The following is a 17590-nucleotide window of genomic DNA, read 5'->3' as shown; positions in this document are numbered from 1 at the left end:
GCTCAGTTCATCACCTCCACCAGAATCAGCGGGCACTTTCTGACTTTACAGGCCTGGGTATAGGCCAGCGAACAGACCGAACAGAGGTCACGCACGTCAGACTGGTACTCATACTCCATGAAATAGCGGAACTGGCCACCCGCCGAATCTGTTCTCCAGAATCGCTGCGGCTCCAGAATTTCATCCAGTTGCCTGAATGTCAGGGCTGACGGGTTGTGAAACCCGACTCTTACGCGGTATGTAGTCATGCACCGATTATTAATATCCCGCTCACCGCTCGCCAGCTGGTTATTGTTTTCAGTTCAATAGCTGGCACTTATCAACCCGCTTCGCCTGAAGCCGACTGTTCCGCCAGCAGCGACAGCAGGTGCAGCACCGCTTTCGAGGGGTGATGCCGCCGCCAGGCAAACGCCACGTCGGTGAACAGCGTGTTGTTTTCGATATCGCTGAAGCTGACGTCCGGGTTATCAACGCAGCGCATCGACTCCGGCACCAGTGCAATCCCGCACCCTGCCGCCACCATACCGAGTGACGTGGTGATCTGCGGCGCCTGCTGGAAAGTGTGGCGCGAAAACCCCGCCCGCAGACAGGCGGTGACAATCAGCTCATACAGGCTGGGCGAAACGTCACGCGGGAAAATCACCAGGGTTTCACTGGCCAGGGCCGATAAGGGCAGGACGGGTGTGCCGCTGAGAGGGTGGCTGCGCGGCAGCGCAATTAGCATCTTTTCGGTAGAGATGACGCGCAGATTAAACGCCTTGCTGCTTTCGCACGGCAGCCGGATAAAGGCGGCATCCAGCAATCCCTCCTGCAAATCCTGCATCAGCAGGGACATGTTCTCTTCGCGCGTCAGCAGCTCCATCGCCGGATAACGCCCGGTAAAGCGGCGGATCAGGGTAAAGATATGAGGATTAAAGGCAACCGAGCTGGCGAATCCCAGTGACAGCTGGCCGCTGATCCCACGGGCGATCCCGCGCGCATTCTCCAGCGCCTGGTCGGCAAGTTGCACAATCTGCACGGCATCCGCCAGAAAAGCCTCGCCGGCCTCGGTGAGTTCCACCCCACGCGTCAGCCGCTTCAGCAGTGGCGTGCCAATCTCCTGCTCCAGCCGCAATATCTGCTGACTCAGCGGTGGCTGCGATATCCCCAGCATTTCGGCGGCGCGGGTGAAGTGAAGCGTCTCGGCAACGGCAACAAAATAACGCAGGTGGCGCAGTTCCATATCAAAAACGTCTCAAAGTTAACAGGTTTCGCTATTGGATCTTACGACTGAATCGGTTCACCCTTAGGTTAACACGGCTTAACGGTTAACTTACGAGGCATCAAATGAGCAATTGTGTAACTGATTGTTCCTGTGAGGATCAACTAAAACGAACTGTCTTAACGCTTTCCCAGGATGCACCAGAAAGTGTTATCTATCAGACCTCTTTAATGAGTGCGCTACTGAGCGGCGTTTACGACGGGAACACGCGGATTGCCGATCTTCTGCGCAAAGGCGATTTTGGCCTGGGCACCTTTAACCGGCTGGATGGCGAGCTGATCGCCTTTGACAGTCAGGTTTACCAGCTGCACGCCGATGGCAGCGCCCATCCGGCCGATCCGGCGCAGAAAACCCCGTTTGCTGTCATGACCTTTTTCAAACCGCAATATCTGTTTGAGTTTGACCGGCCGATGTCGCGTGAGGCCATCCATCAGGTGATCGACAGTGAAATCACCTCCGACAACCAGTTCTGCGCGCTGCGGATCAGTGGCCGCTTCAGCCGGGTCGAGACCCGCACCGTGCCCTGCCAGTGTCGCCCCTATCGCTCCATGCCGGAAGTGCTGGGCGATCAGCCGACCTTTGCGTTCAGCCAGCGTGCGGGGGAACTGATCGGCTTCCGCACGCCCCAGTACATGCAGGGGATTAACGTCGCGGGCTATCACGAACATTTTATTACCGACGATCGCGAAGGCGGTGGACACATTCTGGATTATGCGCTGGAACAGGGAACCCTGACCTTCGGTGCCATCAGCAAACTGGTCGTGGATTTGCCGCAGGACAGTGACTTTCTTAATGCCGACCTGAACCCCGCCAATCTTGACGCTGCCATCCGTGCGGTCGAAAGCTAATCAGAGGAATGACGATGAAAACTCCAACCGATACCACGCTCTGGACCTGTGGCGCTGACCTGGTGGTCGCGCAGCTTGAGGCGCAGGGCGTCCGCCACGTCTTTGGTATTCCCGGCGCCAAGATTGATAAGGTTTTTGACTCCCTGCTGGACTCCTCCATCCAGACGATTCCGGTTCGCCACGAGGCGAACGCGGCATTCATGGCAGCAGCCGTAGGCCGCCTTACCGGCAATGCGGGGGTAGCGCTGGTCACCTCCGGACCGGGTTGTTCTAACCTGATCACCGGCATGGCTACCGCCACCAGCGAAGGGGACCCGGTGGTCGCCCTCGGCGGTCAGGTAAAACGCTCCGACAGCGCCAAACAGGTGCACCAGAGCATGGATACCGTCTCGATGTTCCGCCCGATCACCAAATATGCAGTTGAGGTCACCGATCCCTCCGCGCTCTCCGAGTGCCTGTCGAATGCGTTTCGTCATGCCGAACATGGCCGGGGCGGCGGCGCGTTTGTCAGCCTGCCGCAGGATATTGTCGACCAGCCTGTTACCGGCAAAGCACTGAGCAGCAAAGCGCGTCCCGTCCTGGGCGCAGCACCGGACGCGATGATCGATGCCGTGAGCCAGGCTATCGCCGGGGCTAAAAATCCGGTCATCCTGCTGGGACTGATGGCGAGTCAGCCCGAGAACAGCGAGGCGATTCACGATCTGCTGAGCCGCAGTCACATCCCGGTCACCAGTACCTATCAGGCCGCCGGTGCCATCCGCCAGGAGCACTTTTCACGCTTTGCCGGACGTGTCGGATTATTTAACAACCAGGCGGGCGACCGGCTGCTGCAACAGGCTGATCTGATTATCACCATCGGTTACAGCCCGGTGGAGTATGAACCGGCCATGTGGAACAGCGGCAACGCGACCCTGATTCACATCGACGTGATCCCCGCAGAGACCGACAACCGCTACCTGCCGGACGCCGAGCTGGTGGGCGATATCGCCGCCACGCTGCGTAAACTGGCGGCGCGCATCACCGCGCCGCTGCAGCTGACGCCGGAAGCCGCCACCATCCTCGATGACCGTCAGCAGCAGCGGAAACTGCTGGCGATGCAGGGTGCCAGCCTCAATCAGTTTGCCCTGCATCCGCTGCGCATCGTGCGTGCCATGCAGGACATCATTAACAGCGACGTCAGCCTCACGGTGGACATGGGCAGCTTCCACATCTGGATCGCCCGCTATCTCTACAGCTTCCGCGCCCGCCAGATCATGATCTCCAACGGTCAGCAGACCATGGGCGTCGCCCTGCCGTGGGCAATCGGGGCCTGGCTGGTCGACCCGCAGCGCAAAGTCGTTTCGGTCTCGGGCGATGGTGGCTTCCTGCAGTCCAGCATGGAGCTGGAGACCGCCGTCCGGCTGAAAGCCAACATTCTGCACATCATTTGGGTCGACAACGCCTACAACATGGTGGCGATGCAGGAAGAGAAAAAATATCAGCGCGTCTCGGGCGTTAACTTTGGCCCGGTCGATTTCAAAGCCTATGCCGAAGCGTTTGGCGCAGCAGGCTTTGCGGTGACCAGCGCGGCAGAACTGGAGCCGACGCTGCGTAAAGCGATGGATGTTCAGGGACCTGCGGTAGTGGCTGTCCCGGTGGATTACGCCGATAACCCGCTGCTGATGGGCCAGCTGCATCTGAGCCAGCTTCTTTAATTTCATGCAAAAAGGAAATCACGATGAAAAACAGAGTGGCATTTGTAACCGGCGCAGGCCAGGGCATTGGTGAAGCGATCGCCCTGCGTCTGGCGAAAGATGGACTGGCGGTCGCGGTGGCGGACTTTAATCAGGAAACCGCCCGTCAGGTGGCGGAGAAGATTACTCAGCAGGGCGGTAAAGCGATCGCGCTGAAAGTGGATGTGTCGCAGCGCGATCAGGTGATGGCGGCAGTTGAGGAGGCGCGTCGTGCGCTGGGAGGCTTCGACGTCATCGTCAACAACGCCGGTATTGCCCCCTCGACGCCGATTGCGGAGATCACCGAAGAGGTGGTCGACAAGGTTTACAACGTCAACGTCAAAGGCGTGATCTGGGGTATGCAGGCGGCGATAAAGGCTTTTGCGGCTGAAGGGCACGGCGGCAAAATTATCAACGCCTGCTCTCAGGCCGGACACGTCGGCAACCCGGAGCTGGCCGTCTACAGTTCCAGTAAATTTGCCGTGCGGGGCCTGACACAAACCGCCGCGCGCGACCTGGCCGCGGCCGGCATCACGGTCAACGCCTTCTGTCCCGGCATCGTCAGGACGCCAATGTGGGAAGCGATCGATCGGCAGATCTCGGAAGCGGCCGGAAAACCGGCCGGTTACGGCACGGAAGCGTTCGCCAGACGCATTACGCTGGGACGTCTCTCTGAGCCGGAAGATGTGGCGGCCTGCGTGGCCTATCTCGCCAGCCCCGACTCCGACTACATGACCGGCCAGTCTCTGCTGATCGACGGCGGCATGGTCTTTAACTGATCCCCCTGCCTGCTGCGCCAGCGCGCAGCAGGTGTTTTTCCTGCCCGGCTTCACCCTTAAATATTTTTTATCTGAAAAGCGGTTAACCATCAGCAGGTTGCCCGCCTGGCCGCGCCCCTGCTGGTTTTTTGTCACTGCAGAGGTTAAAGCTGCTTATCACCCTGCCGATAAATCAAAGACTCCTCTCCCTGTTCGAAGCGACCATGTTAACAATCAACCATAACGACACCGCCGCGATAGCGAACAAAACGCGGTACGGCACTGACTCTGTTCTGGGACGAACGGTTGAACGACTTTCATCAGGGATGCGGATTAACAGTGCTAAAGATGACGCGGCGGGCCAGGCCATTGCCAACCGCATGACGGCCAATGTGAATGCCGATGCGGTTGTTGCGCGCGGCCTCAATGACGCGATCAGCTACTCCCAGACGGCAGGCGGCGGCCTGGACACCATCGCCAATCTGCTCATTCAGGCCCGCACGCTCTCCGTGCAGGCGGCGAACGGCACGCTCTCTGATGCGGATCGGCAGAGCGTTAATGCCCAGTATCAGCAGATTCTGGCCGGGATTGATGAAGTGGCCGATCATACCAAGATTTTTGGCCGCTATCCGCTGGCGACCGATAAACCCGATCTTCCACCCGCGAAGCTGGGCAACGTTGATCCCATCAACACCAAATTTCCGGTTTCGGGCAGGAATTACTCTTTCAGCTCCGGGGTGATCCCGCTGGCCTATATTCCGGCAGGCGCGACGTCGATTACCATCACCATCGACTCGCTGGGTCAGGATGATGACCTTCAGCTGTTTACCCGCGACGGTAAGCATCTGGTCGGCACGCCGCTGGAAGGCAGCGCGCCCGACTACACCTGGACCAGCAAGGGGATAACCGATGCGGCGACCGCGAAATCGCGCCTGCTGACCAGCAGTAACGGCTTTGACAGCAACGCGGCCTATGACAGCTCCTCGCTGCTGGAAGGGGGATCGAGCTGGGCGCTGGCGGGCAGTAACAGCGGCAGCTACAACGGCATGAACATCACCTACAGCGGTGACGGCGATCGCTATGAAGATGCCACCAGCGGCGATTTCAACAACGGCACCATTACCGGCAACCGGCTGGAGCGCATCACGCTGGATACCGTCAGCGAAGATCTGATTGTGGTGGTGGTCGGCAACGGTTCTTTCACCAGCAATCTGACCTGGGGGATCCTGCCTGAGCCGAAAGGGATGCCCGCCATACCGCCACATAAGAGTCAGCCGATGGAGGTGATTACCAGTGCGGATTATGGTCAGCCGGTGCAGTCGGACTCGATTCCGGCCACGCCTTCGGACACCAAAACGCTGAAGCTGAATAACACCACGCTGCTGACCAGCGGTGACATCTCCGTCACCATGAAGGCGCTGGATTCAGCCCTGGAGAAGATCAGCAGCTATCAGTCGCTCTATGGCGCGAAGATTAACCGCTACGAGTCGAACCGGAATGTGCTGTCGCAGCAGGGTGTGGATACCGCCACCGCCCGCAGCCGTATTCAGGATGCTGACTACGCGGAAGAAGCGAGCCAGCTGGCACGCAGTCAGATTATTCAGCAGGGGCAGACCGCCGTCAGCAAAATGGCCAACAAAACGCCTGAGATGATTATTCAGTTGCTGAATAATTAAAGCCCATTAGGCTGAGCGCTCGCGCTCAGCCGCTTCCCCTTGACGGATTTTCGCCGCTGCATCAGCCCCCGTCTGGCCCGCAATTCCCTCTTACGCCCCCCTATCGTTTGATCTCAGTCACACAATCTCGTTTAACATTCGTTTAAAGATGATCCCGATCACCCTTCCCTGTTAAAGAAATGCTAAAACCTGATAACAATTTAATATCATCTTTCTGATCAGGGTTAATTAAAACAACAGGTTAATCGTTACCACGCTAAGCAATTTCCTGAATTTTCCTGACTGAACGCCACCTTTTCATTACTTTTACGCCATTGTGAGGGCTGTTATTTTGCTGACGATACTGGGTTTTTCCATGGTTGTTTGCTTCATGTATCTCATCATGACCAAACGCATGTCAGCCTTAATTGCGCTGATCCTGATACCAACCATTTTTGCGCTGATTGGCGGTTTTTATGCGGGACTGGGCGAAATGATGCTGGATGGCGTCAAAAAGCTGGCCCCCACCGGTGTCATGCTGACCTTCTCTATTCTCTATTTTGGTCTGATGATCGACGCCGGCCTGTTTGACCCGCTGGTCCGTTTTATTCTCCGGCTGGTGCGCGGCGATCCGCTTAAAGTGCTGGTCGGCACCGCCGTGCTGACGCTGCTGGTTTCACTGGATGGTGACAGCTCCACCACCTACATGATCGCCATCGCGGCTTTCCTGCCCCTCTATCACCGGCTGGGGATGAACGTGCTGATGATGACCTGCCTGGTCAACCTCGCCAGCGGCATCATGAACCTCTCGCCCTGGGGTGGCCCGACCGCCCGCGCCGCCGCCGCCCTGCGCATTGACGCCCTCGACATCTTTATCCCGATGCTGCCCGCCATGCTGCTGGCCTGCGTCAGCCTGGTCGCGATGGCTATGCTATTTGGCCTGCGTGAGCGCAAGCGTTTAGGCGTCATGACGCTGAAAGATCACCATCTCGACAACATCGAGCTGGGGCTGGGCGATGCCGATGAGTGCGCCGCCAACCGCCGTCCGAAGATGTTCTGGCCCAACTTCATCCTGACCACCGTGCTGCTGGTGCTGCTGGTGGTCGGGTTAATGCCGATTCAGATCCTGTTTATGCTGGCGTTTGCGATTGCCGTGATGCTCAACTATCCGAGCCTGGAGGAGCAGAAAGCACGCATCAGCTCTCATGCCGGTAACGTGCTGGCTGTGACCGCACTGATTTTTGCCGCCGGTATCTTCACCGGTATTCTCTCCGGCACCGGCATGGTGGATGCCATGGCGAAGAGCCTGCTGGCGGTGATCCCGCACAGCTTCGGACCTTACCTGGCCGTCTTCACCGCGCTGGTCAGTCTGCCGTTCACCTTCTTTATGTCGAATGATGCTTTTTACTTCGGCATTCTGCCGGTCATCGCACAGACGGCGGCCAGCTACGGCATTACCGCAGAGGAGATCGCCCGCGCCTCTATCGTCGGTCAGCCTTTCCATCTGCTGAGTCCGCTGGTGCCGTCAGTCTATCTGCTGGTGGGGCTGGCAAAAGTCGATATCGGCGACCACCAGCGCTTTGCGATTAAATGGGGGATTCTGGTCAGTCTGGTGCTGATGGCGGGCGGTCTGCTCACCGGCGCTTTCCCGTTCTTCCATCGTTAACTCTGCTTTCTGGCGGATAACCGGCAAATTTGCCCGGTTATCCGCTTCACCGCTCCGCCTACTGTTACAACCCTCTCTACACTCTAAAGCCAGGCTGATCTGCTGCGTGCCGGAGACGAGCCGAAGCACCTCAGCCATTCTGCCGATGATTGCGATGGAGGCCCGATGAAAATTCACCACCTGAACTGTGGCTGTATGTGCCCGCTGGGCGGGGCATTTTATGATGGATTCAGCAAAGGCATCAAAGCGCATCTGGTCTGTCACTGCCTGCTGATTGAGACGGACCGCGACGGGCTGGTGCTGGTCGACACCGGCTTTGGCCGCCAGGATATCCACGCGCCGGGCAGCCGCCTGTCCGGCTTTTTCCGCGCGCTGAACAATATTCAGCGTCGCGATGAACTGACCGCCCTGTCACAGGTCAGGGCGCTGGGCTTCCGGGCTGAGGATGTACGGCATATTATTCTGACCCACCTCGATTTTGATCATGCGGGCGGACTGACCGATTTTCCGCAGGCGCGTATCCACCTGCTACAACAGGAGGTGGACACGGCCCATCAGCGTCATAGCTGGCTGTCGCGGGAGCGTTACCGTCCCGGACAATGGGGTGGGATCAGCCACTGGGAGACCTATCAGCCGCAGGGCGAAACGTGGTTTGGTTTTGAGGCGGTAAATCGCCTGCGGGATTTACCGCCAGAGATTCTGCTGGTGCCGCTGGCGGGTCACACGCCGGGTCACGCGGGCATCGCCATTCAGCAGCCTGACGGCTGGCTGCTGCACGGCGGCGATGCGTGGTTCTATCGGGGCGAAATGCGCCAGCAGACGCGCCACTGCACGCCTGGACTGCGTTTTTACCAGTGGATGATGGCGATGGATAACGGTGCCAGACGACACAACCAGCAACGCCTGCGGGAGCTCTCCTGTCAGCGCGGCAGCGAGATCACCTTTTTCTGCAGTCACGACGCACGTGAGCTGGAGGCCCTGCAGGTTAATGCGCCGCGGTTCAGCCAGAGTGCCCGGCCCGATTAATCCGGATCGCCCGCTCGCTTTTGCAGCTGGGCTGACAGCCACGGAGCGGTCAGACTCTCTGATGACTGACTGACCGCATCCGGTGAGCCGGATGAAACAATCCGGCCACCCTTATCGCCCGAACCCGGCCCCAGATCGATCACCCAGTCCGACTCCGCCACGATACGCATATTATGTTCTGCCATGATGACCGTGTGGCCGCGTTTAACCAGCTCATCCAGCACCCGCAGCAGCTTATCCATATCCGCCGGATGCAATCCGGTCGAAGGTTCATCGAGCAGATAGAGCGTGGCGGTGCGCTGGACCCGCTGCTGCTCCCAGGCGAGCTTGATACGCTGACACTCTCCGCCGGAAAGTTCCGTGGCGGGCTGCCCCAGCCGGAGGTATCCCAGCCCCAGCGCCGTCAGTGCCGACAGCGAACGCTGAATTCCTTCGTTGCCGCTAAAGACCGCCGTTGCCTCGTCCACCGTGAGATCGAGCACATCCGCAATCGTCAGGTTGTTCCACCTTACCTCCAGCGTCCCGGGGTTGTAGCGGCTGCCCGCGCAGACGGAGCAGGTGGCCGTGGCGCTGGGCATGAACAGCAGCTCAATGGAGATCTGCCCCTGCCCCTCACACGCAGGACAGCGCCCGGCAGGCAGATTGAATGAGAACCGCCCGGCGTCGAAGCCTTTTGCCTTCGCCTCGGGGGTATCGGCAAACAGTCGGCGAATGACGTCGAAAAAGCCGGTATAGGTGGCCAGGTTGGAGCGCGGCGTCCGTCCGATAGGACGCTGATCGATTCTGATGAGTCGGCCGAAGGCGTCGCTTCCGCTGACCACGCGTCCCTTCACGTCGGGCACCAGATCCTCGTCTCCCCCCTCCTCGCTGTCGGACTCTTTATCCGCATGACCGAGCATTTCCGGCAGCACGCGATTCAGCAGCGTCGATTTGCCTGAGCCTGACACCCCAGTGATGGCCGTCATTCTCGCCAGCGGAAGGGCGATATCCATCCCGGCAATATTGTTGCAGTCGATCGCTTCCAGCCTGAGCCACTCTTCCGGCGACTGCCGCTGGCGCAGTCCGGTGTAGCGTCGGGAGAAGAGATAGCCTGAGGTGGGCGATTCGACCTCTTTCACCCCCGCCGGGGCGCCGTTGTAGACGATCGCCCCGCCGTAACCGCCCGGACCGGGTCCGATCTCTACCAGCCAGTCCGCTTCCGCGATGAGGTCAGTGTTATGTTCCACGACTATCAGCGAGTTGCCTGCGCGGACCAGCCTTTTCAGGGAGGCAAGCAGCGCTTTCACATCTTCCGGATGCAATCCGGCGGACGGCTCATCCAGCACGTACAGCACGCCAAACAGGCGTGAAATCATCTGGGTTGCCAGACGGACGCGCTGCAGCTCGCCGGAGGAGAGCAGCGTGGTGCGACGCCCCGGCGTGAGATGCCCCAGGCCCAGCGCGTCAAGCTGCTCAAGCCGCATACAGATGTCTGCCGCCATCCGGATGACCGCCTCACGCAGCGCCGGCTCTTCAGGCAGATCGGGAGATTCGCCACGGGCATAGGGACGAAAGCGTTCCGCCAGCGCGGAAACCGTCAGCTCGCTCAGACTGGCTATGTCATACCCGGCAAACGTCACGGAGAGCGCATCGCGGTTGAGTCTTTTACCGTGGCACTCAGAACAGGGCGTGACCGTCACAAAGCGCGCCAGCCGTTTTCTGACCGATTCGCTGCCACCCGAATAGCTCTGCAACACGATTTTTGCGGCGCTGGTGTAAGTGCCGGTGTACCCCGGTTCCTCGCCTGCCGCTATGGCCTTTTCGCGCTGCTTAGCGTTGAGACCTTCGTAGATGGGCACCGACGGCTGCTCCTCGGTCAGCAGTATCCACTGCCGGTCACGCTCAGACAGAGTGTGCCACGGCGCATCGATATCGTAGCCGAGCGTATCAAGGATGCTGCGCAGATTCTTGTTGTGCCAGCCCCTGGGCCAGGCGGCGATAGCCCCCTGCCGGATGCTCAGTGAGCTATCGGGCACCAGCGCCTCAGTTCTGACGGTGTGAACCTTTCCCAGCCCCTGACAGTGGGGACAGGCACCCTTCGGGTTGTTCGGTGAAAAATAGTCGGCCGTCATAAAAGGAACACCGTCCGGTCTGCTGCCCGCACGGGAATAGAGCAGACGCAGCGTGACGGCGATCCGGGTGAGGCTGCCGACCGTCGATCGCTCCTGCGCGCCCGCCCGGCTCTGCTGCAGGGCCACCGCAGGCGGAAGTCCGTCAATGTTATCGACATCCGGCGCCGCGGCCTGATCGATCAGGCGGCGGGCGTGAGGTGAAACCGACTCGATAAACCGGCGCTGCGCTTCCGCATAGATCGTATCAAAGGCGAGGGACGATTTACCGGAGCCGGAAACCCCGGTGAACACCACCATGGCGTTACGGGGAAAACGCAGCGACACCTCTTTAAGGTTATGGGTGCGCGCGCCCTGCACGGAGATACAGGGATCGATCTCCCCCTCTTCAGCGCGGTATGTCTCGGTAAAGCGGTGTTCTGTCATGATGTCCCTGCCTGGTGAAATGCGGCCGACTGATGAGCGCCTGCGATGAATGGCCGAAAACTGCAGCGGCTAATCTGGCGGACGCACTGGCCCGCTTCTGAAAAACATCAGCAAGGGTAGTCAGGGAACCGGGATTTAACAATTTATGGGGTGGAGTAACGCCTTGAATCGGCAAGGGGGGCCGGAGGTACATGACCTTCTGTAGTCAGCCGGGAAAGGGGCAGAGACGCCCCCCTTCCGGCCCTCACAGCATCACGGTTTTTTAAACTTGTCTTCGACCTTCTCTTTCGCTTCCGCAATTTTGTCCCCGGCCTTGTCCATCAGCCCCTCTTTGTGATCGGGATGGTCTGGCATCAGCGAGCGGTGATCCTGCTCCGCGCGGGCCTGTCGCGTGCCTTCAAGCAGGGGATCGGTCGCTGTGCCCTGGCCGCTGACCGGTGCGGCGCGGGTGTGATCGGCCCGGGCATGGTCGATGTCGACTTCCTGACGGCGCACCGAGTCATTGATGGTCTCCACCCGGTCGCTCTCCTCTTTACGCAGCACCACCTCTTCGATGATTTGCGCGGTCTTGTTGACCACCGGCTGTTCGTGCGACTCCTCCACTTCCACCGTTTTTTCTGACCAGTCGACATTATCGGGCGAACCCGCTTCGTTCACCGGGCGGCGGAAGATTTCGGCGTGCTGCTCATGCAGCGAGACATTTTCAGACACCCGATCGGTGACCGTATAACGACGGACGCGGGTCGAGCCTTCGCTGACCAGTCGCTTGCCCACTTCCAGTCGCTCTTCAGCCAGACGCAGCACATCCTCATCACTCTCATCACCGGTCAGCGCGGTGCGGGTCGTGCCGTGCTCACTGCTCAGCGGATTGACCGTCTCGTTACCCGGTAACGTTCCGCTGGCTGGCGGCGTCAGGCCATTGTCAACCGCAGCGTCACCGGGAACGGCGGCGGTACGCTCCGTCAGCTCTTCATGGGCATCAAGAATGCCCAGCGCGCGCGGCAGCTCATCTTCATCAGCGCGCAGCGACAGCACCACCCCACCGGTACGCATCGCATCTTCATACACTTCAGCCTGATCTTCCTCCAGCGTGTTGCCGAACAGGCGTTGCCAGAAGCCAGGATGGCGGGCCTCATGACCTTCTGTCCGCAGTCGTTCGCCGGAGATGATATCGATATCATCATCCAGGAAGCCTGCTTTGATCAGGTTACGTTTTGCCCCCTCTGCCAGTGAGATATTGCTGAACATTGTTACGATTGTTTCACGCGCCATATTGTGTTCCTCGCTGATGGATTCGGATGACTCTGGATGAGGGGATCGGGTCAGGTGAGCGTGCTGTCTGCGCAGGGTCACGACCTGTTCTGTCGCCGCCTCGCTGACGACCGTGCGGACGTGCCACTCCTCTTTCAGCACCAGATGACGAACGATCTCGACTTCCTCTTCCACAATCGGGATGATCAGAACGCCATTTTCCTCCCGGATCGCCGGCATCGCCGCCAGCCTTTCCGATTTGGGAATGCGCTCTATCGCCGCCGTCTGCTGCCGGAGCATCAGCGCCATCGTCTGCTGATGCTCAGTGACCTGCCGGGTTACCCTGACAACGCCGTCACTAATCCGCTGTGTTGACACCTCTGCCGTTTCTTCAGCAAGGCTTATCACCTGCTCGTTATCCGCTGACCCTGATTTTTCAGGAGGCTGATTGTTCATGGTTAACCTGCCTGTCATACAGAGCGATCATTTGTACTTCTCCTGGCCTTGAGCATAAGTCACTGCTTTTCGGTTAGTTAAAGCCTGGCACAAAGATGGGCAAAAGAAAGGAAAATGCAGACAAACGCAGCCATATGAGGATAATGTGGTGCTAAAATCGCATAACCGAGGCGGCAGATAAAAAAAGGTTCTTACTGTGTCAGACAGTCAGATTGCTGTTTTAGCCCGCTCAAAAAAAGGGCCAGCCCTTTTTTCAGGCCGGCCCGGGAAACAGAGACGTCTGCGTTCAGGGATTGAGCCACTGACACGCCTTCAGTTCGCCGTCGGGCGCATAGCGAAACAGGGCGCGCTGATTGTCGTTACGCTGTAACTGGTAGCCCTCCAGTGTGGTCACCTGCAGGATCACCACGCCAAAGTGCGGCTCGCCAGACTCTGCGGCGTGCACAGCGGGCATCTTATTCGCCGGTATCGGTATCTCGCCCGGCGGCCCGCCCTGATAGGTCTGCCGGGTGTGCTGAGGTAATGCCTGCCAGGCCTGCCGGGCGATATCACTCCCCGACGCATAACAGCTGACCCGGCCCGCCAGTCGCAGCTGCAGGCGGCGCTGCAGACAATATCCGAGTACGGTGACCGCCGGATTGGCCGCCATCTCCTGCCACTTCGGGCTGCGGACATCAGTGTGAAAAGTCAGCATCCGACGGGGACTGCGACTCTGGCGCAGGACCAGCGTGCGCGCCTGGGGGCGCTGCTCAGCGTCAACGGTACAGAGTGCCAGATAACGAAATGCGTCCTGTGGATCGGCGGCGGCCGCCTCCAGCGCTGCCCAGGCGGTTGCTTCAAACTGTGTCAAATCCATCGGGTTTCTCTTGTCAGGGTTGGGGGGCAAGCCAGACGGCTCTGCTCAAGCGTAGCAACGAAGTGACCAGATGGCCTGCCATCGCAGGAGGTAAACCGCGGGATCGGGCTCCTTTCGCCGACCCGGCCGTCACTGAACGGGTCAGGAAGGGAGAAAATGCGTGCCGCATGTTCTGTTTCTGCGTCTCTGTGTTATTTTTGCGCTATCCCTGAGATCGCGAAAAGCGTTACGCCATGGAGGCGGCTATGTTGTCTGAAATGCGTTCGCCACGTCTGACCTACCGGCCGCTCACCCCTGAGGACTGGCCCTTCTATCTGGCAGTCAGTCAGGACAGATCGGTGATGAAATATATCTGTGACCCGCGCAGCGCCGAAGAGATAAAAACCCGCTCTTTTGAGGTTCGCCTGCCTGAATGGGAAAAGGGCTGCCAGCACTGGCTCTGCCTGGTGATGGAGGAAAAAGCCAGCGGGCTGCCCGCAGGTTTCTGCGGGTTTATCGATCGCGGAGACGGCATTGCCGAGTTCGGTTTTATAGTTGCCGCCCATGCGCAGGGAAAAGGCTACGGCCGTGAGTCACTGCATGCCACCATCAGGCTCTGCTTTGAGCAAATGGATTACCGTCGTCTGGTCGCCACGGTGACGGCGGGTAATGCAGCCTCACGCCGCACCCTGCTCTCGGCGGGTTTCGTTCAGGAGGGAACACTGCGACAGAATTTCTTTCTGGACGGCGCGTGGCAGGATGACTGGATCTTCGGCCTGCTGAAACAGGAGTACCGGCCCTGAGGCCGGGAGAGGCCACAGATGACTCTCCCCGGCCTCAGTGACGCGCGATCAGCGCAGAGCGGCCCCTGAACCGGCGGCGATGGCCGCGGCAGGCAGAGACGGCGTTTCTGCGCAGAGCATCGCTTCAAAATCGGCCGGACTCAGCGGCTGGCACAACCCGTTCCCCTGCATAATGTCGCATCCTGCCGTCGTCACGAACGCGATCTGCTCTTTTTCCTCGACCCCTTCGGCGGCGACCCGGATACCCAGACTTTTACCCAGCCCGGCGATAGCCCGGAACATCATACGCACCCGCATACTGGAGCCCAGCTCGCGCGTCAGGGACTTGTCGATTTTAAAGCCCGACACAAAGCTGTAACGCAGCAGGTTGATCGCGCCCAGCGTCCGTCCGAAATGGTCGATAATGAATGAAGCACCGGTCTGGCGAATAGCTTCAACCTGCACCGGCATATCCTGCACCAGCACCGTCAGCAGGGGCTCATCCACTTCCAGCTCGACAAAACCGGCATCGCCACCGGCACTCTCCCGGAGCACTTTCTCCAGGCTGTTGCCCACCAGCTGGCGCGGAAACAGATTGATGCTGACGCGAAGATGAGGCGCGCGCACCTGCCACTGCCGGACCTGATCCAGCGCCGTCCGGATAATCCACTCCCCCAGCGTGACGGAAAGCGGGCTCTTCACCAGCATGGCGATGAAATCAGCCGGCAACAGCAGGCCGCGCGTCGGATGCTGCCAGCGCACCAGCGTCTCACAGCCGGTGAGCTTGCCGCTTTCGACGTCGTAGCGGGGCTGATAGTAGAGCGTGAACTGCTGCTGCCGCACCGCGGACTCCAGTTCGCGTTCAAAGCGACGGCGCTGCTGCTCCGCTTCACGAAAGGCGGGTCTGAACAGGATGCTGCAGCCTTTGCCCGACGCTTTGGCACGATAGAGCGCCAGGTCGGCGGCGGACATGACCGCAGAGGGATCCCGGCCGTGCTCCGGGTAGGAGGCGATACCGGTGCTGGCGCCGACCACAACCGGTGAGTCGTGATAGCTGAACGGCGTCTGAACGGCGGCAATCAGCTTCTCTGCCGTCAGCGCCGCCTCCGCGCAGCCCCCCGTCAGCAGAATGACAAATTCATCACCGCCCAGGCGCGCCGCCGTCACCGCACCGGTGCACACGGTACGAATCTGTTCGGCAACGTGACACAGCAGCGCATCCCCGGCCGCATGGCCCAGGGTATCGTTCACTTCCTTAAAGCCATCAAGATCGGTCATCAGTAACGTATAGGGGATCTCCGCTTTAGTGAGCTGAGCGACCTGATCCATAAACGCGCTGCGGCTGGCGAGGCGCGTCAGCATATCGAGAGAGGCCAGCTCACAAAGCCGTGCCTCACTTTCATAACGGGCGGTAACGTCGCGGATAATCATGCCCACCAGCCGCTCTCCCCCTTCACGCCAGCCGGAGAAAGAGACCTCGGCCGGAAATTCGCGTCCGTTACGCGTCAGCCCCCAGATCTGCAGAGAGCGCGGACGCGAGATCGCCGATTCATCGGAGGTAATCCGGGCCAGCTCATTACGGTAGTCGATCTGGCAGCGCGCCGGGATCAGCTCACTGACGAACTGACCGCGCATCTCCTCCGCGCTGTAGCCGAACAGAGCGGTAGCCGCAGGGTTCCAGAAGGTGATGCCGCGCTGCAGATCCGTGCAGATAATGGCGTCAGGCGAGGTAGAGGAGATCGCCTCCAGCCGCTGCTGACTGGTATAGCGCAGTAATTTAAGCCGGTGCATCTCCATGCGATCCATCACCAGCGCGGCAATATCGCTGAGATGCTGCCGATCTTCTGGGGTCAGCGGCGCGCGGGGACGGGTATCGGTCAGGCAGACCGTGCCGATGTGATGACCATCCGGCGTTGAGAGCGGAATACCGGCATAAAAGCGGATATAGGGATAGCCATGCACCAGCGGGCTGTCGCAGAAGCGCGGATCCTGCAGGGTATCCGGGACACAGAGTATCCTGCCCTGCGTCAAGGTGTGATGGCAGAACGCGACGTTGCGTGATGTGCCCGTAATGTTCAGTCCGTAACGGGAAGCAAAGAACTGCCGCTTTTCATCAATAAGGGAAACAAACGCGACGGGCACCTGAAACAGTCTGGCGGCAAGCGTAGTCAGACGATCCAGCGCATCGTTTGGCGGTGAATCCATCATCTGGTACTGCCTGAGTGCATCGAGGCGCGCCGCCTCGGCATCATGATAAACGGGACGTTTCAGGATCACTTCCTCTGCGGATCGGTACTGTGGACGGCATGACACAGCATAAAGAGGACACGTTCAATCAGACAGGCCAGGCAGTATATGCTGCTGACCCGCTGCCGTAAGAAAGGCCCGTCAGTAAAATCTGGTGCAGCCGATGGCTGCGCTTCGCTTAATCTGTTTATCGGCCTGCCATATTCTAACTTCAGAGAAAACAGCGGCTGAAAACCCTATTTTTTCTGTTTTGCTACCAGCTCAAAGTGCGGATGCTCCCCGGCCAGCAGCATCAGCAATTCGTATTCCCCCTGACTGAGCCGCGCAGGATTTTTTGACGCCTCTTTGGTCTGCCAGACACGCTGGCTGAGGTCGAAACGCTCTGCGGCGATCTCCTGAGAAAACCCGGCGGCAAGGCGGAGTTCACGTACGTTGCACTGCACGGCGACAGGCCGCTGTAAAATCTGATTTCCCATATGAAACTCCCGGCTTAGGGTGGCCGTAAAGAGGGCCGGACGCCATCACACGCCTGACCAAAGCATAAATGCTGGTTATGTTT

The 17590-nt window shown here is 59.4% G+C and carries 14 protein-coding genes; 7 read left to right on the top strand and 7 right to left on the bottom strand.

Annotated elements, in window-relative coordinates; all coding sequences use genetic code 11:
- Positions 1-2 precede the first annotated feature (2 nt).
- Both AC1V0D_RS19920 and AC1V0D_RS19915 read right to left on the bottom strand, forming a co-directional pair.
- Positions 3-248, bottom strand: a complete 246-nt coding sequence (locus AC1V0D_RS19920) for a hypothetical protein (protein WP_033736884.1) — start codon at positions 246-248, stop codon at positions 3-5.
- A gap of 71 nt (positions 249-319) precedes the next feature.
- The gene (locus tag AC1V0D_RS19915; protein ID WP_267372748.1) at positions 320-1222 is read right to left on the bottom strand and encodes a LysR family transcriptional regulator; all 903 of its coding nucleotides are present in this window, start codon (positions 1220-1222) and stop codon (positions 320-322) included.
- Between the two features lie 104 nt (positions 1223-1326).
- On the opposite strand from AC1V0D_RS19915, the gene budA reads away from it, so the two are divergent.
- The 6 genes from budA to AC1V0D_RS19885 all read left to right on the top strand — a co-directional run bounded on the left by budA (position 1327) and on the right by AC1V0D_RS19885 (position 8926).
- Positions 1327-2109 carry an acetolactate decarboxylase gene (gene budA, locus AC1V0D_RS19910; protein ID WP_046103043.1) on the top strand — a complete coding sequence of 261 codons (783 nt, stop codon included), beginning with the start codon at positions 1327-1329 and terminating at the stop codon, positions 2107-2109.
- Positions 2110-2123: 14 nt separating this feature from the next.
- Positions 2124-3803, top strand: coding sequence for an acetolactate synthase AlsS (alsS, locus tag AC1V0D_RS19905; protein WP_482907931.1), 1680 nt, complete (start codon positions 2124-2126; stop codon positions 3801-3803).
- A 23-nt stretch (positions 3804-3826) separates the two neighbouring features.
- Positions 3827-4600, top strand: coding sequence for a (S)-acetoin forming diacetyl reductase (locus AC1V0D_RS19900; RefSeq protein ID WP_009093214.1), 774 nt, complete (start codon positions 3827-3829; stop codon positions 4598-4600).
- A 203-nt stretch (positions 4601-4803) separates the two neighbouring features.
- Positions 4804-6255, top strand: a complete 1452-nt coding sequence (locus tag AC1V0D_RS19895) for a flagellin N-terminal helical domain-containing protein (protein WP_482907930.1) — start codon at positions 4804-4806, stop codon at positions 6253-6255.
- Between the two features lie 331 nt (positions 6256-6586).
- The gene (locus AC1V0D_RS19890; RefSeq protein ID WP_009093217.1) at positions 6587-7900 is read left to right on the top strand and encodes a CitMHS family transporter; all 1314 of its coding nucleotides are present in this window, start codon (positions 6587-6589) and stop codon (positions 7898-7900) included.
- A gap of 165 nt (positions 7901-8065) precedes the next feature.
- A complete protein-coding gene (locus AC1V0D_RS19885; protein ID WP_009093218.1) occupies positions 8066-8926 on the top strand; it encodes an MBL fold metallo-hydrolase in 861 nt (286 codons plus the stop codon).
- Here AC1V0D_RS19885 and AC1V0D_RS19880 read toward each other — a convergent pair.
- The 3 genes from AC1V0D_RS19880 to AC1V0D_RS19870 all read right to left on the bottom strand — a co-directional run bounded on the left by AC1V0D_RS19880 (position 8923) and on the right by AC1V0D_RS19870 (position 14023).
- Positions 8923-11460, bottom strand: coding sequence for an excinuclease ABC subunit UvrA (locus AC1V0D_RS19880; RefSeq protein ID WP_482907929.1), 2538 nt, complete (start codon positions 11458-11460; stop codon positions 8923-8925). The two genes, AC1V0D_RS19885 and AC1V0D_RS19880, sit on opposite strands and share 4 nt — an antisense overlap.
- Before the next feature lie 252 nt (positions 11461-11712).
- Entirely contained in the window at positions 11713-13167 is a 1455-nt protein-coding gene (locus AC1V0D_RS19875; protein ID WP_482907928.1) for a YsnF/AvaK domain-containing protein, read from the bottom strand.
- A gap of 286 nt (positions 13168-13453) precedes the next feature.
- Positions 13454-14023 carry a pyridoxamine 5'-phosphate oxidase family protein gene (locus tag AC1V0D_RS19870; protein WP_482907927.1) on the bottom strand — a complete coding sequence of 190 codons (570 nt, stop codon included), beginning with the start codon at positions 14021-14023 and terminating at the stop codon, positions 13454-13456.
- A gap of 245 nt (positions 14024-14268) precedes the next feature.
- Here AC1V0D_RS19870 and AC1V0D_RS19865 point away from each other — a divergent pair, with 245 nt between their 5' ends.
- Positions 14269-14805: a GNAT family N-acetyltransferase gene (locus AC1V0D_RS19865; protein ID WP_337022115.1), complete on the top strand. Its 537-nt coding sequence runs from the start codon at positions 14269-14271 to the stop codon at positions 14803-14805.
- A gap of 48 nt (positions 14806-14853) precedes the next feature.
- Here the strand turns inward: AC1V0D_RS19865 and AC1V0D_RS19860 are convergent, their stop codons facing one another.
- The gene (locus AC1V0D_RS19860; protein WP_482907972.1) at positions 14854-16989 is read right to left on the bottom strand and encodes a sensor domain-containing phosphodiesterase; all 2136 of its coding nucleotides are present in this window, start codon (positions 16987-16989) and stop codon (positions 14854-14856) included.
- 278 nt (positions 16990-17267) lie between these two features.
- Complete coding sequence (locus AC1V0D_RS19855; protein WP_009093224.1) at positions 17268-17507, bottom strand: hypothetical protein; 240 nt, start codon at positions 17505-17507, stop codon at positions 17268-17270.
- Positions 17508-17590: the final 83 nt, after the last annotated feature.

This window comes from Pantoea sp. PA1 (assembly GCF_056856975.1).
The sequence above is the reverse complement of the archived record's forward strand: the minus strand, read 5'-3'. Positions and strand labels throughout refer to the sequence as shown.

Coding starts and splice junctions, on each gene's coding strand:
- AC1V0D_RS19860 (WP_482907972.1), bottom strand. CDS start 16,989: ATGGATTCACCGCCAAACGATGCGCTGGATCGTCTGACTACGCTTGCC.
- AC1V0D_RS19870 (WP_482907927.1), bottom strand. CDS start 14,023: ATGGATTTGACACAGTTTGAAGCAACCGCCTGGGCAGCGCTGGAGGCG.
- AC1V0D_RS19875 (WP_482907928.1), bottom strand. CDS start 13,167: ATGAACAATCAGCCTCCTGAAAAATCAGGGTCAGCGGATAACGAGCAG.
- AC1V0D_RS19885 (WP_009093218.1), top strand. CDS start 8,066: ATGAAAATTCACCACCTGAACTGTGGCTGTATGTGCCCGCTGGGCGGG.
- AC1V0D_RS19880 (WP_482907929.1), bottom strand. CDS start 11,460: ATGACAGAACACCGCTTTACCGAGACATACCGCGCTGAAGAGGGGGAG.
- AC1V0D_RS19895 (WP_482907930.1), top strand. CDS start 4,804: ATGTTAACAATCAACCATAACGACACCGCCGCGATAGCGAACAAAACG.
- budA (WP_046103043.1), top strand. CDS start 1,327: ATGAGCAATTGTGTAACTGATTGTTCCTGTGAGGATCAACTAAAACGA.
- AC1V0D_RS19865 (WP_337022115.1), top strand. CDS start 14,269: ATGTTGTCTGAAATGCGTTCGCCACGTCTGACCTACCGGCCGCTCACC.
- AC1V0D_RS19900 (WP_009093214.1), top strand. CDS start 3,827: ATGAAAAACAGAGTGGCATTTGTAACCGGCGCAGGCCAGGGCATTGGT.
- AC1V0D_RS19855 (WP_009093224.1), bottom strand. CDS start 17,507: ATGGGAAATCAGATTTTACAGCGGCCTGTCGCCGTGCAGTGCAACGTA.
- alsS (WP_482907931.1), top strand. CDS start 2,124: ATGAAAACTCCAACCGATACCACGCTCTGGACCTGTGGCGCTGACCTG.
- AC1V0D_RS19920 (WP_033736884.1), bottom strand. CDS start 248: ATGACTACATACCGCGTAAGAGTCGGGTTTCACAACCCGTCAGCCCTG.
- AC1V0D_RS19915 (WP_267372748.1), bottom strand. CDS start 1,222: ATGGAACTGCGCCACCTGCGTTATTTTGTTGCCGTTGCCGAGACGCTT.